Origin of the sequence: Bacillus sp. FSL K6-2869 (genome assembly GCF_040869405.1) — a bacterium.
Lineage (GTDB): Bacteria > Bacillota > Bacilli > Bacillales > Bacillaceae > Bacillus > Bacillus altitudinis.
In genome coordinates, this window is sequence record NZ_CP152035.1 from 553,423 (window position 1) to 569,040 (window position 15,618).

Genomic DNA, 15,618 nt, shown 5'->3' on the forward strand with positions numbered 1-15,618 from the left:
GGGTGTACCTTCAATGTATGCAAAGAGGAAATTGTCCCGTTCGAGGTTTTTATAGAAAGGAACGATCTTGATTGAACGAGAGAGAGTTACAGCAGTTAACAGAAGACATTTCAGAGCAGTTCTTTGGTAAGGCGTTTCGCCATCAGGCTGTTTTCAATCCCCGTTTAAAAACGACAGGCGGGAGATATTTACTTGGAACACACAATATCGAATTGAACCGCCGATACCTAGAAGAGCATGGACGAGAAGAATTAATCGGAATCATCAAGCATGAGCTGTGTCATTATCATCTGCATCTTGAGGGAAAAGGCTATCAGCATCGTGACCGTTCCTTTAAAGAGTTATTAAAACAAGTAGGAGCCCCGCGTTTTTGTACAGCGCTAAAGACCGTACAAAATAAACGACGTGGACAGAAGCGACAAGAATATGTTTGCACAGGATGCGGTCAGTATTTTATCAGGAAAAGGCGAGTTGATACCTCTCGTTATGTGTGCGGCGTCTGCAAAGGAAAATTAAAATGGCAGCGTACAATCGGTTCAGAGTGATATGCATTCCTTTATGGGATGCTTTTTTTGTGAGATGAAGTAGACATATTGAGACAAATAGAGACGCGAGTCTCATTTTGTCTCTTTTTTGATCGATGGGAATCGCTCAAATCCTAAGCTTTCAAGCGCCATGATGTTGGCACGCTTTTTGCTTGTATAGAAGTGCAAGCAAAAAAGATAGGAGGTTTTATCATGGAAAAGGCACTTACAAAAGAAAAAGCCGTTTGGATGTATCAAAAAATGCAGGAAATTCGCCAATTTGAAGATCAAGTACACATGCTTTTTACAAAGGGGATCTTGCCAGGTTTTGTCCATCTTTATGCTGGTGAAGAAGCTGTTGCTGTAGGAGTCTGCGCTCATCTGAATGAACAAGACAGTATTACAAGTACACACCGTGGCCACGGTCATTGTATCGCCAAGGGCTGTGATCTAAAAGGAATGATGGCAGAAATCTATGGAAAAGCCACAGGTCTTTGTAAAGGTAAAGGTGGATCTATGCACATAGCAGATTTTGATAAAGGAATGCTCGGTGCCAACGGGATTGTTGGAGGCGGCTTTCCACTTGCGTGCGGGGCAGCCCTCACGGCTAAATATAAAAAGAAAGATAATGTAAGCGTTTGCTTTTTTGGGGATGGTGCTAATAATCAAGGGACTTTTCACGAAGGAATCAATCTCGCTGCCATCTGGAAACTGCCAGTCATTTTCATCGCAGAAAACAATGGTTACGGGGAAGCGACACCATTTTCGTATGCTTCAAGCTGCAAATCGATTGTGGATCGAGCCGCCAGTTATGGTATTCCGGGTATTCAAGTGGATGGAAAAGATGTGACAGCCGTTTATCAAGCAGCAGAACAAGCGATAGAACGAGCAAAAAATGGAGAAGGTCCGACATTGATTGAATGCATGACATATCGGAATTATGGTCATTTTGAAGGAGACGCTCAGCGCTACAAAACCAATCAAGAAAAAACCGAACATCAAGAAGAGAAAGATGCCATCACTCTTTTTAAAAATGAATTATTAAAGCAGCAGCTGCTAACAGATCAAGAAATATCAAGTATTGAAGCGTCTGTGGCAGAAGCGATAGATGAAGCCGTGAGATTCAGTGAAGAAAGTGAATATCCAGATCATACTGAATTGCTAACTGATGTGTATGTTTCGTATCAATAAATCTGAAAGGAGAGAGGGAAATGACAAGAGAAATCAGCATGTCTAGTGCTTTGAATGAAGCGATTAAACTGGCAATGAGAAGAGATGGAGATGTCATTTTGATGGGGGAAGATGTTGCGGGAGGTGCTCATGTAGATCACTTACAGGATGATGAAGCATGGGGCGGTGTTCTTGGTGTAACAAAAGGGATTGTTCAGGAATTTGGGCGTGAGCGTGTCCTTGATACACCGATTAGTGAAGCTGGCTATATAGGTGCGGCCATGGCAGCTGCTTCAACAGGGTTAAGACCAATTGCGGAGCTTATGTTTAATGATTTTATCGGTACTTGTTTGGACCAAGTGCTGAACCAAGGCGCAAAATTTCGATACATGTTTGGCGGAAAAGCAGAGGTGCCTATCACGATTAGAACGACACATGGGGCGGGTTTTAGAGCAGCTGCCCAGCATTCGCAAAGTTTGTATGCACTATTTACAAGTATCCCTGGATTGAAAGTAGTTGTACCTTCTTCACCATATGATGCCAAAGGGCTGCTGCTGGCAGCCATCGAGGATCAGGACCCTGTCATCTTTTTTGAAGACAAGACGCTTTACAATATCACAGGAGATGTGCCGGAGAGGTATTACACATTGCCGCTTGGTCAAGCAGATGTGAAGAGAGAGGGATCTGATGTAACCATCTTTGCCGTGGGCAAACAAGTGTATACAGCACTCGAAGCGGCAGAGCAATTGTCTGCTCAAGGTATTGAAGCGGAAGTGATTGATCCAAGAAGCTTGTCGCCGCTCGATGAAGAGGCCATTCTGACTTCAGTAGAAAAAACAAATCGACTTGTCATTGTTGATGAAGCAAATCCAAGGTGCGGAATTGCCGCAGATATCTCTTCTTTGATTGCAGATAAAGGATTTGATTTACTGGACGCACCAATCAAAAAAGTGACGGCTCCTCATACACCGGTACCATTTTCACCACCTCTTGAAGATATATATCTGCCAACACCTGATAAAGTTGTGAACACCGTATTAGAGATGATTGGCAAGAGTCATGACAAGATCTTGAACTAGAGAAAGGAGAGAGGGAGATGGCTGTCGAAGTTGTGATGCCTAAATTGGGCATGTCGATGAAAGAAGGAACGGTATCTGTCTGGAATAAAGAGGTCGGTGAGACCGTAAATAAAGGAGAAAGCATTGCAAGCATCAACTCCGAAAAAATTGAAATGGAGATTGAATCACCTGCTGAAGGAACCATTTTGGATATAAAAGTGCCTGAGGGAGAAGGTGTACCGCCTGGCACGGTCATCTGCTATATCGGTGAAGGAAATGAACAGGTGGAGAGAAAGAAAGAAAAAGAAATCCAGTCAAAACCAAAGAAAGAGAGAAAAAAAATCTCCCCTGTTGCCCGTAAAATGGCGAATAGCGCAAACCTAGACATTGATACGCTGGTGGGGACAGGACCAGGTGGAAGAATTACGAAAGAGGATGTGCTTCGTGCACTTCCTGAACGGAAAGAGAAGAAACAAAACGAGACAGTGCAACAGCCTATTAACATGATGCGGAAAACAATTGCCTCAAGAATGATGGAAAGCCTGCAAACAAGTGCACAATTAACCATTACGATGAAAGCGGACGTGACAAAACTGACAAACCTACAACAACAGCTGAATGAAACAGCCATCGCACGTTACGAGACAAAGTTGACCATCACCGATTTTGTAGCCAAAGCAGCGATCCTATCGTTGTTAGAACATCCTGCGATGAACAGTCAATATCATAACGGAGTTGTCGAAACCTTTGAGAATGTTCATCTTGGGATTGCTGCTGCGTTAGATAACGGATTGGCTGTACCGGTCATTCGGCATGCGGAGCGGTTAACGCTGATAGAGCTGGCGAAGGGCATTAAATTGTATGGTGAAAAAGCACGTGAAGGAAAGCTTCTACATGACGAAATCAAAGGTTCTACCTTTACCATCACCAATCTTGGAGCGTATGGTGTAGAGCATTTCACACCAATTTTGAATCCGCCGGAAGCGGGGATCCTTGGTGTCGGAACAATGTATGACACCCCTGTTTATCGAGAGGATGAATTGTGCAAAGGGACCATCCTACCACTCAGTCTTACGTTTGATCACCGCGTGCTGGACGGGGCGCCTGCCTCTGCATTTTTATCAACGGTCAAAGCACACTTAGAAGAACCAATATCCATTCTTTTATAGAAAGAAGGTGAATGTACCATGACACTGGTCATTATAGGAGGCGGACCAGCAGGTTATGTGGCGGCCATAACAGCCGCCCGTTTTGGCAGAGAGGTTGTGTTAATTGATCAAGGTCAGCTGGGAGGTACCTGCCTCAATGAAGGCTGTATCCCGACCAAAGCACTTTTGCAAAGCGCCGATATGTATGAGCATGTGAAATCGGCTGGACATTTTGGAATTGAGCTTCCAGAACATGAGCCTATCATTCAATGGAATGCTGTCCAAAAGCGGAAACAGTCTGTCGTCAAGCAGCTCACTGATGGTGTTCGTTACTTGATGAATAAAAACAAAATTACCGTGGTAAATGGGAAGGCTTCATTTCTATCAGCACATGAGCTATTCATAGAAAGTGAAGGAAAGTCTGAAATCATTCAAGCAAAACAAATCATTATTGCAACAGGGGCTGTGCCTGCGGCTTTACCGTTTGCACCTTTTGATGGCGAATGGATCATTCACAGCAAGGACGCCATGTCACTTTCTTCGATCCCAGATTCACTTTGTATCATTGGGGGCGGGGTGATTGGCTGTGAGTTTGCGAGCATCTTTAGCAGAATGGGATCAAAGGTTGTTATGGTTGAACGGGCAGCGCACATTTTACCAGAAGAAGATCGTGATACAGCACAATGTCTTCACGAGCAGCTCGAAGAAACGGGTGTAAACATTTTGACGTCCGCCGCAGTCAAACAGCTTGATTCCTCTTCAAGAAAAGTAGTGGTGGAGAATAATCAAGGAGAACGTTGTGACATCCAGTCGGATCTTTGCTTAGTGGCGATTGGCAGAACTCCGCAACTTGGAGAGTTGAATCTTGATCAGATTGGAATTGAATTTGATAGAAACGGAATCTACGTCAATGAACATATGCAAACCAATCTCCCGCATATTTATGCGTGCGGTGATGTGACAGGTGGTGTCCAGCTTGCTCATACTGCCTTTCATGAAGGGACGGTTGCGGCTTCCCATGCATCAGGTGAACATCTAAAGGTCAATGAACAAGTGATTCCGAGGTGCATCTACACCTCTCCAGAAATCGCGAGTGTTGGTTTAAATGAAGAGAGTGCTAGAAAACAATATGGGGAGATTCGGATAGGGACATGTGCATTTTCTGCAAATGGAAAAGCATTAATCTTAAATCAACCAGCCGGTCACGTAAAGGTCATTGTAGAGCCGCAATATCAAGAAATATTAGGCGTTTCAATCATTGGACCGAATGCAACAGAAATGATTGGACAAGCGGCGGTGATGATGCATGCAGAGTTGACCGCTGATACATTAGAGCAGTTTATTGCGGCACATCCGACACTGTCAGAGGCAATACACGAAGCCTTGTTGCAAACGATTGGCCGAGCGGTGCACTGCTGAAAAAGACTCCTTTTCTATCCAATTGACTTCTTGGGTTAGCTAATGATAATTGAAAGCGCTTTTATGTTTATCTATAATGAATAAAAAGCCCCCAGAGGAGAGGATGGAATGAATCCGACGCCTTGTTATTTAAATACGTGGAAACGTTTTGTTCGTGAAGGTTTGCTTGATCAGTCTCGTCTGAATAAGAGAGTGGCAGAATCATGGCACAGGTGTAAACAGGCAAATGTGAATCCGTATTTAGATAAAGGACAGTCGTTGTTAGAAAAGGAACGATTCAGTGCACAAAAAAAGAAATATTCATTATTCCTAAATGCGGCTCTTCCTTACTTAAATAAAATCAATCAGCAATTAAAAGATTCTGATATGCTGGCCTTACTCATCGATGCAGATGGTTATGTGCTAAGTCTGACAGGAAGCGAAAGAACGATGGTGGAAGCCAGAAGAATTAATTTTATGGAGGGTTCGCGCTGGACTGAAACAGATGTAGGGACAAATGCGATCGGAACGGCACTCGTCATCGGAGAAGCGGTGACGATCAACGGAACGGAGCATTTTTCTATCGCCTCTCATCATTGGAGTTGTTCAGCTGCTCCAATTCGCGATGCGGACGGTACGATCATAGGGGTGATTGACATCTCCTGTATGACGGATAACAAGCACCCTTTTATGCTTGGAATGGCTTCAACGGTTGCTTATGCCATAGAGAGAGAAATTCAAGTCGAGCAAAAAAGGAGAGAGATGGAACTGATCACTCATTGTCTCCAGCAGGTGGAAGCAGATGAACCGTATGTGGTCTGTAATGAAAAAAAGCAAATTGTGTCTGCCAGCAGGTCGATTAGAGATCGATTTTCAGACTGGCATGGAATGGATGTTGAGCGGCTTAAGGATCATTCATTTGTTATTCGGGGAAAGCAGATCATTCAATCAGAGCAAGACGGGATGGTGCTAGGTATATCCCTTTCTCTTGAAGAAGCAGCGAAAAGCAGCATGACCGTTTCTTTTGCTCAATTTCCCGGGGAATCAGGAACAAGTAAGGTATTTCAACAGACGCTTAGTGAGATGAAGAGAGCGGCACAAACAGATGCTCATGTGTATATTTGGGGAGAAACAGGGACAGGGAAGGAACTCGCCGCTAGAGCCATTCACTCCGCCAGTGAAAGGCATAAAGGGCCGTTTATTGCTGTTAATTGCGGAGCCATTCCTGAAAGCCTGTTAGAAAGTGAGCTGTTTGGCTATGCTGAAGGTGCTTTTACAGGAGCAAAACGTCACGGAGCTAAAGGGAAATTTGAACAAGCCCATAAAGGAACACTCTTTCTAGATGAAATAGGCGAAATCCCATATGCGATGCAAGTAGCGCTTCTTCGGGTGATAGAAGAAAGGGCAGTCGTACCGCTCGGCGGGACACACGAAATCCCTTTGGATATTCGAATCATTACAGCGACTCACCGTAATATGAACGAACTGCTGAAGGAAGGAAAAATACGAGAAGACTTGTATTACCGTCTTCATGTCTATCCGATCAATATCCCGCCGCTTAGAGAAAGAAGAGAAGACATTCATGATTTATATCGTTATTACCAAAAGAAGCACCACTGGAATGCAGCGTTCCCTGAATCATTTTTTCAGAAATTGCAGAAGTATCACTGGCCAGGGAATATACGAGAGCTTTTTAACCTGTTTGAACATCTAAGGGTTCTCTTTCCGAAAGGTGGATGGATTGGTGAATCGCAATATGCTTCAGTATTAGAGACGATTGATCAGAAAAAACAGAAGCTGCATCCAGCAGAGCAGCCCGAGACTTCAAAAGAACTCACATTCAGGGAACGCATTCAAAAGCAAACAGTGATAGACGCACTGCATAAAACAAAAGGTCATGTGTCAGAAGCAGCGAGGTTAGCAGGAGTGCCAAGAAGTACTTTTTATAAGTGGATGCGAAAGTTTCATTTGTCTTAATCTCATGTGGAAGGCTGCATCAAGGCCCTTGGTCTACGTGGAGGTCGGGGGCTTTATGTCAAGTTAAACAAATGGCATGGAAAAAGGCTTGACTGTTATATTAGTATATGTTAAATTATAAAAGCCGTCGCAAATGGAGCAGGAATGAAACGTTTAAAAATTCTTGACACATTTTTCTGGCATAGATATAATGAAACATGTCTTATTATTCCGCAGTAGCTCAGTGGTAGAGCTATCGGCTGTTAACCGATCGGTCGTAGGTTCGAGTCCTACCTGCGGAGCCATAATGGAGAAGTACTCAAGTGGCTGAAGAGGCGCCCCTGCTAAGGGTGTAGGTCGCGCAAGCGGCGCGAGGGTTCAAATCCCTCCTTCTCCGCCATTATCATATGGCCCGTTGGTCAAGCGGTTAAGACACCGCCCTTTCACGGCGGTAACACGGGTTCGAATCCCGTACGGGTCATGTTTTCTTTTTTATGTTGATTCGTTGGGCTATAGCCAAGCGGTAAGGCAACGGACTTTGACTCCGTCATGCGTTGGTTCGAATCCAGCTAGCCCAGCCATTTTTTTATATGTTTTTCTGCATAGCAGATGAGCCATTAGCTCAGTTGGTAGAGCATCTGACTTTTAATCAGAGGGTCGAAGGTTCGAGTCCTTCATGGCTCACCATTGTCACGCGGGTGTGGCGGAATTGGCAGACGCGCTAGACTTAGGATCTAGTGTCTTTATGACGTGGGGGTTCAAGTCCCTTCACCCGCATTGTTTTTTCAAACAGTGCACTTATGAATATATGAGCACATCATACACGCGGTCGTGGCGGAATGGCAGACGCGCTAGGTTGAGGGCCTAGTGGGTGAATAACCCGTGGAGGTTCAAGTCCTCTCGGCCGCATCTCAATAATACCAATGGTTTAACCACCTTTGGTATTATTTTTTTTTGAGAAAAATACGGCTATAGTATGGAGAAGAATTGGAAGCACTTACTCCAACAACACGAAGGTTTTATTAGGGTTCTTCATATATACAAAACAAGACAAGAACAAAGGAGTAGGATTAGGTGTGGATGCCGGTGTGAACATATGGAACAACTATTGGTGATTAATAATTCTTTACTTATCGTTCTAAAAAGGCTATTATGTATCCATGGTTTGAAATGCATGTGCCTTTTTTAGAATGATCATTCTATAATGGATTATGATGTTTGTTTTTGTTAGTATTGGGTCATGGATTTTTATAAGGAGAAATAAAAATGGCTAGAAGTAAAGAGTTTGATGAAAAAGCAGTATTAAGAAAGGCAATGGAGCTTTTCTGGGAACAGGGCTATGAAAAAACATCCATGCAAGATTTGGTGAATCATATGGGGATACACCGCAGGAGTATATATGACACATTTGGTGACAAGCGTTCGTTGTTTTTAGCTGCCCTTAATTACTACGAAGAGCTCATCGTCAATGAGATGGAAAGCATTATTAGCAGCACTTCATCCATTAAACAGGCGATACGTGATGTTTTTATTTTCGTACTTAATTCCATTGAACAATACCCAAAAGGTTGTCTATCAGTAAATGCAGCCACTGAATTATCTTTGTTGGATAAAGAAATTGGTCGCATCGTGACAAAAATGTTTAACCGTACTGAAGATATGTTTAATAACCTTATCAAACGGGGCCAAACTAGTGGAGAGATATCAAAAGAAATCAAATCTGATAACATATCTCGTTTCTTACACAACAATTTGGTAGGTATAAGAGTACTGATAAAAACTAATTACAGTAAAAAAGAATTAGAAAGCATCATTAATCTAGCACTTTCAGTGTTGGACTAGCTTTCTTTTTTTTAACTATTCTAGAACGAACATTCTAAAATTATCGTGAAACAAACCATTATCATGCAGACTTATTAAATCATTTTTTATTTACTAAGGAGGAACACACAATGACAAACTTTAAGATACCAGCAGAATCAGAATTTATTGAAGCAGAAGGAACTCGCTACGCATACAGAAAATTTGGTGCACAAGATGGTACACCACTAGTATTTCTTGTTCACTTTAGAGGAACGATGGAAAACTGGGATCCAAACATGCTTGAACCGATTGCAAAGAAACGCCCAGTTATCTTATTTGACAATAAAGGGGTTGGTGAGACCGATGGCCTAACTCCTACTACAATTACTGATATGGGAAAAGATGCAGCAACATTTATCAAAACTCTTGGTTTGCAACAAGTTGATATTCTTGGTTTTTCCATTGGCGGCATGGTTGCACAAGAGCTAGCTTTACAGGAGGGAAATTTAGTAAGAAACATCATTATGGCAGGTACTGCGCCTGAATCGGGCATTCATCCAAATTCAGAGATTTTTGAAAGAATGAATCGTCACGGCGGAACAGAAGAAGATGGAATAAATGATTTTATGTTCTTTTTCTACGAAAAAACTGAAACTAGCAAATCTGCAGGAATGGCTTCATTACAAAGAATTTTTAATCAGAAAAAAGTAAACAGTTCAGAGCAAGTAAAAGAGGCACAATTACAAGCCATTGCACAGTGGGCTAAACCAAAATCTAATCATGATTATGAATGGCTTCAAAACATCAAACAACCTGTACTTGTTACTAATGGTGTTAATGATGTGATGGTACCGACTAAAAACAGTTATATCTTAGCCGAGAAATTACCCAAAGCACAGCTGATTATATATCCTGATTCTGGTCACGGGCATCTGTTTCAATTTCCAGAACTATTTGCAGAACACGTGAATTTATTTCTTGATTCTCATTCTTATTAAAAGGAGTATTCTAATGAGCAGATTATTTGAAAAAGTTCGTATTGGAAACATTGATTTGAAAAATCGCATAGGTATGGCTCCGATGACTAGAAATAGAGCTTTACCAGATGGTACGCCGAGCGAATTAGTAGCAGAGTACTATGGGCAGCGTGCCTCAGTCGGTTTAATTATAAGCGAAGGAACCCAACCTTCAGATGATGGGCAGGGTTACATGAATACACCTGGTATTTATACAGAAAATCATATTAAAGGATGGAAAAAAGCAACTTCTAAGGTTCATAGTGAAGGCGGTCATATTTTTATTCAGCTTATGCATGTAGGACGTGTATCACACCCAGATAACACACCTCATCACCGCCAAGCAGTTGCACCGTCAGCTATTGCACCTGGTGTAGAAATTTTCACGGCAGATGGAATGAAAGAAATTCCAACACCAAGAGAACTAAGTGAGCTTGAGATAAAAGATATTATCAAAGAGTTTCGTGTAGCAGCACGTTCAGCAATTGAAGCAGGTGCAGATGGAGTTGAAATTCACGGAGCGAATGGATATTTGATCCAACAATTCCTTAGTGAAAATTCCAATCATCGTCAAGATGCATATGGTGGTACGATTGAGGGGCGTTCTCGTTTCGCAATTGAAGTAGCTAAAGCAGTTATTGATGAAATAGGAGCAGAAAGAACAGGAATTCGTTTTTCTCCTCAAGGAACACTGCAAGGAATTGATGAGGGGGAAAATAGTCTTGAGATGTATCGCTATTTAATAAGTGAATTAAATAAACTTAACCTAGCATATCTGCATTTAATGCACTTTGGAAACCAGCAATTTCTCAAAGATGTACGTCAACTTTGGGATCAAGCACTTCTTGTTAACCGTCCAGGTCGTCCTCTAGATCAACTTTCGTCGGATGTAGATAATAGTATTGCAGATGTTGTCACAGTAGGCACTTGGGTACTAGCTAATCCCGACTTTGTAGAACGGATTAAATCAGGTGCTCCCCTAAACGAACCTGATAAAAACACGCTCTATGCAGGAGGAAAAGAAGGTTATACAGATTATCCTTTCTTAAAGTAATTGATTTAATATGACTATCCCATTTAGGGAAGGGATGGTCACATCCTTTTTTCTTAGGTTCTTTTAAAAGATACATGTGCGTTAAAAAATATAGAGAATTTTAATAAGCTTTAGAGATAGCAGACTATGGTAAAAAATTAAACTGAAAATGGAGGTTTGCTATAAAATGAAAAAAACTGTTCTTATCACTGGAGTATCTGGTGGAATTGGAAAAGAGTTGGCAGATCGTTTTGCCAAGGGAGGATATAATTTAGTACTGGTGGCGCGTAGTGAGGGTAAGCTTTTTGAACTTGCAAAAGAATATCGTAAAAGGTATGGCAGTCAAGCGACGGTCATCGCCAAGGATGTGGCGTCACCCGGCGTGCCGGCGGAGATTTTTGCTGAGCTCAAGGAGAAGGGGATCGTCGTCGACTATCTTGTCAATAATGCCGGCTTCGGTTTGTACGGAACATTCTTGGAGACGCAGTTAGAACAAGAGACGAATATGATTGACGTCAATATCAAGGCTTTGACTGTGATGACGAAAATGTTCTTGCCAGATATGGTCAAACGGGGCCAAGGAGGCGTGATGAATGTGGCTTCGTTGGTGGCTTTTTTTCCGGGACCTATGATGTCGGTTTACTACGCAACGAAGGCGTACGTGCTGTCGTTCACCGAGGCTTTGGAGAACGAGTTGAACGGCACAGGAGTGACTGTGACGGCTCTATGTCCGGGGCTTACGTCAACTGGCTTCGTTGATCGTTCGGGTATTAGTGAATCGCAGTTGTTCCAGAGTGGTACTATCATGGAAGCTGGGCAGGTGGCTGAGGAAGGGTACCGAGGCTTCTTACGCGGCAAGACCTTCATAATACCAGGTGCTCGCAACCGATTCATGGCATTTCTTCCGCGGTTGATGCCACGCAAAATGGTGACCCGTATGGTCAGATCCACACAGCAAAGAACAGGGCATTGACCTAATTGAGGGTGACTTGGATTGGGGGTGTTTTATGATCTGCCATTCTAGCCAAAACCCAGAAATGGATTAAATGGTTGTTGGGAAAATTTCAGAGACTTTTATAAAGATAGAAACCTAGAAATACGTGTTGTGTCATAACGATTAATGAATTAAAAATATGATTTTGAGGAGAGAATGATATGAAGTATACAGTTATTACAGGAGCAAGCTCGGGTATTGGATATGAAACAGCATTAGCATTTGCTGCTCGCGGCAAAAATCTAATTATTGTGGCTAGAAGATTAGATAAATTGGAAGAGCTTAAATCAAAAATTCAAGACAGCCATTCAGATGTAGATGTGATCATTCGTACAAGTGATTTATCTGACACAGCCAACTCGTATAAACTTTATGAGAATTTAAAGGAATATCAAGTTGAGACGTGGATTAACAATGCTGGTCTTGGTGAATCTTCTTCTGTTTCGGATCAGAGTTTAGAAAAAGTAGAGTCCATGTTACGTCTTAATATCGAGTCATTGACAATCCTTTCTACACTTTTTGTACGTGATTATTCTCATGTAGAGGGAACTCAATTAATTAACGTATCTTCTGCACTTGGATATGCAACTTATATTGGTGGTATTACCTATTCTGCATCTAAATATTTTGTAAGTGCATTTACAGAAGGGCTTGCAAAAGAACTAGAGCTTAAAAGTGCAAAAATGAAGGCAAAAGTTTTAGCACCAGCAGTGACTGAAACAGAATTTGAGAAAACTGCACAGGATGTAGAAGAATTTGATTACAAAAACTTTATGCCAATGTATCACACAGCTAAGCAAATGGCTGGTTTTATTATGGAACTTTATGACAACGATAAAGTCGTAGGTATTGTAGATGAAAGCTATAATTTCAATTTAAGAGATCAAATCTATCCAATACTAGGCGTTTAGTGTCTTAACAATACACGTGAAAAAAGAAGTAACCGATTAGAATGATAAACATTTAAGAATGATCGTTCTTAAAAGGGGATTGTCAAATGAAAAAGGTAATTTTGTAAGTATTTAAGGTTTAGGTGGTGGATTGATTTTAATAAAAGTTTCCCTCCACCTAAACGATTAAACATTTTAAATGATAAAAGCAACTCTATGAAAGGGGGTTAATGATAAATGAAAACACTCATGAAAGCAGCTCAGATCACTAAGTACTCAAAAAATCTCCATGCACAAATCAATGACATTTCAATTCCAGAGATCGCTGACAATGAAGTCTTGGTAAAGGTCAAAGCTGCGGCGGTCAATCCACTCGAAATGTTAATTATTACAGGTAGCGTGAAACTGATTCAAGATTATGAATTCCCATTAACGCTTGGTAATGAATTGACAGGTGTTGTCGAAAAAGTCGGAAAAAATGTGACAGAATTTCACGTGGGAGATACCATCTATACACGTCTCCCTATAGAAAAGATTGGCGCCTTTGCAGAATATGCCGCAATTGACGCTGGTTCTATTGCCCTCATGCCAAAAAATTTAACCTATGTGGAAGCTGCTACAGCACCACTTGCTGGACTCACAGCGTATCAAGGCTTATATGAAGAGCTTGAGGCACAATCTGGAGAAACTGTTTTCATTCCAGGCGGATCAGGGAGTTTTGGGCAAATGGCTGTACCAATCGCAAAGGCAATGGGCTTACACGTCATTGTTAGCGGCAGTGCAGAGGCGCGCGAACGCATCTTGGAAATGGGTGCATCTCAATATTTGGATTATAGAACCGAAGACTATGTTGAATTGCTGTCGAATGTCGATTACGTAATTGATACATTGGGACCTAAAGAATTTGACCGTGAATTGAGTATAATCAAACCGGGTGGAAAATTGCTCTCCCTTCGGACAGGTCCGAATAAACGTTTCGGGAAAGATCGAAATTTCCCGCGGTGGAAACAAATGTTATTTGCCCTTGCTGGTGCAAAGTATGACCGCAAAGCTAAAAAACAAAACGTGGAATATCGTTTTATCTTCGTTCGTTCTGACGGTGAACAACTGAAAGAGGTGACAAAAATTATTGAAGATAACAATATTGTACCAGCAATTCATCCAGCCATATTCACCATAGAAAGCGTAAATGAAGCGCTAAAACTAGTCGCAAATGGACGGCCAAAAGGGAAAGTGATTGTTCGTTTTTAAAATCGAAAGGAATTGTAAAGGTTTTATTATAAACTGAATAAAACAAAAAGCTAAGGTGAAGTGAATAACCCAGTATATATAGAGCTTGTTTATGCCCTTAATGATTGAATTTTTAATTCGTTATAATCGAAAATGCCCTTTTTTAAAAGGTTTAATATGTTTGTAACAACATCAGGTACGGTTATAAATCAACAAATTGCAATAATTTCCGATTCATGTTACAATAAGAATAATTATTTTTGTTCGGCGTAAAGGATAGCATGAAGAAAGACTTTTCGTCTTGAGGATACTTTGGGCAAGGATAGTATAATACATTGTGTGGTAACGCACTAGGAGGCAACAAACATGGAACAAGGTACAGTAAAATGGTTTAACGCAGAAAAAGGTTTTGGATTTATCGAACGTGAAGAAGGAGACGATGTATTCGTACATTTCTCAGCTATCCAAGGTGACGGATTCAAATCTTTAGACGAAGGTCAAAAAGTAACTTTTGACGTAGAGCAAGGTTCTCGTGGAGCTCAAGCTGCTAACGTTCAAAAAACTGCTTAATCTTTATTTTTTAAAACAGGTTCTCTGTAGAGAGCCTGTTTTTTTGTGTTTTCATTTATTTCTGCAATAAAAAACCCTACTCAGCGTACAAGTAGGGAGATGTTACAAGGTAATCGTAAAAAAATTCATGCTTCAAAGGTTTATCAACAGTATAGCATATTGGATTTACAATATGCGGAATTTGCTTAAATAAATTCTTTTTTCTTTACTGGTCGAAGATAGAGGGATTTGTTCGTAGAGAAAATGTATTCAAAAAATGGGGAAGCAGGTAGACAATATTAGCAGAAACTCTTGATTTGTTTTTCAGTGATTCCTTTGATGACTTCTAGCTCACTAATCAAATAACCATAAGCATCGTCGAGCATTTTCTTTTCGCTTGCATTCAGTTTTTTTTCTTTCTTCATCCGCATGAGATCACGTACCACTTCAGCGCCTTCTAGTATGTCGCCCGTTTTGATTTTGTCGGTGTTGATTTTATATCTCTCTTTCCATGGCAATAACTTATCTGATGTTCCATTTTGAAAAGTGTGCATAATGTTCTTTAAGGCAAGTATATCTGTAACAGGTCTTATCTTTGACCTTGACATCTTCCTTGTAGGAATCATCACTTTCATATGGCTAACGGCCATCTTAATGACATAATACTGTTGTTTTTCATCAGAGAATTCTTTTTCTTCTATGGCTTCAATTATACCTGCTCCGTGCATTGGATAAACAATGTTATCACCAATTTGAAACATATCATCCGCCTCCATATCATGTATCTACTTTAAGGGTACCACACTTGGAGGTGAAATAATCAAATTTTTAATAATAACATGTTTATTT

14 protein-coding genes and 7 tRNA genes are annotated in these 15,618 nt (G+C 41.2%); 20 read left to right on the top strand and 1 reads right to left on the bottom strand.

All coding sequences use genetic code 11. The annotated features are described in order from the left end of the window. The first annotated feature begins 71 nt into the window (after window positions 1–71). From MHI58_RS02665 to MHI58_RS02760, 20 genes are all read left to right on the top strand, one after another. Window positions 72–545: a SprT family protein gene (locus MHI58_RS02665; RefSeq protein WP_035704229.1), complete on the top strand. Its 474-nt coding sequence runs from the start codon at window positions 72–74 to the stop codon at window positions 543–545. 192 nt (window positions 546–737) lie between these two features. Continuing rightward, window positions 738–1,715, top strand: a complete 978-nt coding sequence (locus MHI58_RS02670) for a thiamine pyrophosphate-dependent dehydrogenase E1 component subunit alpha (RefSeq protein WP_041507145.1) — start codon at window positions 738–740, stop codon at window positions 1,713–1,715. A gap of 20 nt (window positions 1,716–1,735) precedes the next feature. After that, window positions 1,736–2,773, top strand: a complete 1,038-nt coding sequence (locus MHI58_RS02675) for an alpha-ketoacid dehydrogenase subunit beta (protein WP_039169866.1) — start codon at window positions 1,736–1,738, stop codon at window positions 2,771–2,773. 17 nt (window positions 2,774–2,790) lie between these two features. Further along, the gene (locus MHI58_RS02680) at window positions 2,791–3,921 is read left to right on the top strand and encodes a dihydrolipoamide acetyltransferase family protein (RefSeq protein ID WP_041507144.1); all 1,131 of its coding nucleotides are present in this window, start codon (window positions 2,791–2,793) and stop codon (window positions 3,919–3,921) included. A gap of 18 nt (window positions 3,922–3,939) precedes the next feature. Continuing rightward, the gene (lpdA, locus tag MHI58_RS02685; protein WP_041507143.1) at window positions 3,940–5,319 is read left to right on the top strand and encodes a dihydrolipoyl dehydrogenase; all 1,380 of its coding nucleotides are present in this window, start codon (window positions 3,940–3,942) and stop codon (window positions 5,317–5,319) included. Window positions 5,320–5,427: 108 nt separating this feature from the next. Continuing rightward, entirely contained in the window at window positions 5,428–7,275 is a 1,848-nt protein-coding gene (locus MHI58_RS02690; protein WP_045035113.1) for a sigma-54-dependent Fis family transcriptional regulator, read from the top strand. Between the two features lie 209 nt (window positions 7,276–7,484). Then, window positions 7,485–7,559, top strand: a tRNA-Asn gene (locus MHI58_RS02695). Between the two features lie 4 nt (window positions 7,560–7,563). Further along, window positions 7,564–7,654: transfer RNA gene (locus MHI58_RS02700), tRNA-Ser, on the top strand. Window positions 7,655–7,663: 9 nt separating this feature from the next. Further along, window positions 7,664–7,735 (top strand) — tRNA-Glu (locus MHI58_RS02705). Window positions 7,736–7,760: 25 nt separating this feature from the next. Further along, window positions 7,761–7,835 (top strand) — tRNA-Gln (locus tag MHI58_RS02710). Between the two features lie 30 nt (window positions 7,836–7,865). Beyond that, window positions 7,866–7,941, top strand: a tRNA-Lys gene (locus MHI58_RS02715). Between the two features lie 7 nt (window positions 7,942–7,948). Beyond that, window positions 7,949–8,031: transfer RNA gene (locus MHI58_RS02720), tRNA-Leu, on the top strand. Window positions 8,032–8,079: 48 nt separating this feature from the next. Next, a tRNA-Leu gene (locus MHI58_RS02725) sits at window positions 8,080–8,163 on the top strand. Between the two features lie 357 nt (window positions 8,164–8,520). After that, window positions 8,521–9,096 (top strand): TetR/AcrR family transcriptional regulator, encoded by a 576-nt coding sequence (locus tag MHI58_RS02730; RefSeq protein WP_041507141.1) that lies wholly within the window; start codon window positions 8,521–8,523, stop codon window positions 9,094–9,096. Between the two features lie 110 nt (window positions 9,097–9,206). Further along, window positions 9,207–10,055 carry an alpha/beta fold hydrolase gene (locus MHI58_RS02735; protein ID WP_041507140.1) on the top strand — a complete coding sequence of 283 codons (849 nt, stop codon included), beginning with the start codon at window positions 9,207–9,209 and terminating at the stop codon, window positions 10,053–10,055. 13 nt (window positions 10,056–10,068) lie between these two features. Continuing rightward, window positions 10,069–11,127 carry an alkene reductase gene (locus MHI58_RS02740; protein ID WP_041507139.1) on the top strand — a complete coding sequence of 353 codons (1,059 nt, stop codon included), beginning with the start codon at window positions 10,069–10,071 and terminating at the stop codon, window positions 11,125–11,127. A gap of 166 nt (window positions 11,128–11,293) precedes the next feature. Beyond that, entirely contained in the window at window positions 11,294–12,079 is a 786-nt protein-coding gene (locus MHI58_RS02745; protein ID WP_041507138.1) for an SDR family oxidoreductase, read from the top strand. Window positions 12,080–12,261: 182 nt separating this feature from the next. After that, window positions 12,262–13,011, top strand: coding sequence for an SDR family oxidoreductase (locus MHI58_RS02750; protein ID WP_045035250.1), 750 nt, complete (start codon window positions 12,262–12,264; stop codon window positions 13,009–13,011). A 216-nt stretch (window positions 13,012–13,227) separates the two neighbouring features. Next, window positions 13,228–14,241 (top strand): NADP-dependent oxidoreductase, encoded by a 1,014-nt coding sequence (locus tag MHI58_RS02755; RefSeq protein ID WP_045035251.1) that lies wholly within the window; start codon window positions 13,228–13,230, stop codon window positions 14,239–14,241. A gap of 345 nt (window positions 14,242–14,586) precedes the next feature. Next, window positions 14,587–14,790 carry a cold-shock protein gene (locus MHI58_RS02760; protein WP_003214229.1) on the top strand — a complete coding sequence of 68 codons (204 nt, stop codon included), beginning with the start codon at window positions 14,587–14,589 and terminating at the stop codon, window positions 14,788–14,790. A 278-nt stretch (window positions 14,791–15,068) separates the two neighbouring features. Here MHI58_RS02760 and MHI58_RS02765 read toward each other — a convergent pair whose 3' ends face one another. After that, window positions 15,069–15,530, bottom strand: coding sequence for a CarD family transcriptional regulator (locus MHI58_RS02765; RefSeq protein ID WP_041507135.1), 462 nt, complete (start codon window positions 15,528–15,530; stop codon window positions 15,069–15,071). Window positions 15,531–15,618 lie beyond the last annotated feature (88 nt).

Bases quoted from the DNA above. Each gene is read 5' to 3' on its own strand.
- MHI58_RS02765 (WP_041507135.1), bottom strand. From the start codon at position 15,530: ATGTTTCAAATTGGTGATAACATTGTTTATCCAATGCACGGAGCAGGT.
- MHI58_RS02670 (WP_041507145.1), top strand. From the start codon at position 738: ATGGAAAAGGCACTTACAAAAGAAAAAGCCGTTTGGATGTATCAAAAA.
- lpdA (WP_041507143.1), top strand. From the start codon at position 3,940: ATGACACTGGTCATTATAGGAGGCGGACCAGCAGGTTATGTGGCGGCC.
- MHI58_RS02690 (WP_045035113.1), top strand. From the start codon at position 5,428: ATGAATCCGACGCCTTGTTATTTAAATACGTGGAAACGTTTTGTTCGT.
- MHI58_RS02740 (WP_041507139.1), top strand. From the start codon at position 10,069: ATGAGCAGATTATTTGAAAAAGTTCGTATTGGAAACATTGATTTGAAA.
- MHI58_RS02735 (WP_041507140.1), top strand. From the start codon at position 9,207: ATGACAAACTTTAAGATACCAGCAGAATCAGAATTTATTGAAGCAGAA.
- MHI58_RS02755 (WP_045035251.1), top strand. From the start codon at position 13,228: ATGAAAACACTCATGAAAGCAGCTCAGATCACTAAGTACTCAAAAAAT.
- MHI58_RS02760 (WP_003214229.1), top strand. From the start codon at position 14,587: ATGGAACAAGGTACAGTAAAATGGTTTAACGCAGAAAAAGGTTTTGGA.
- MHI58_RS02745 (WP_041507138.1), top strand. From the start codon at position 11,294: ATGAAAAAAACTGTTCTTATCACTGGAGTATCTGGTGGAATTGGAAAA.
- MHI58_RS02730 (WP_041507141.1), top strand. From the start codon at position 8,521: ATGGCTAGAAGTAAAGAGTTTGATGAAAAAGCAGTATTAAGAAAGGCA.
- MHI58_RS02750 (WP_045035250.1), top strand. From the start codon at position 12,262: ATGAAGTATACAGTTATTACAGGAGCAAGCTCGGGTATTGGATATGAA.
- MHI58_RS02680 (WP_041507144.1), top strand. From the start codon at position 2,791: ATGGCTGTCGAAGTTGTGATGCCTAAATTGGGCATGTCGATGAAAGAA.
- MHI58_RS02675 (WP_039169866.1), top strand. From the start codon at position 1,736: ATGACAAGAGAAATCAGCATGTCTAGTGCTTTGAATGAAGCGATTAAA.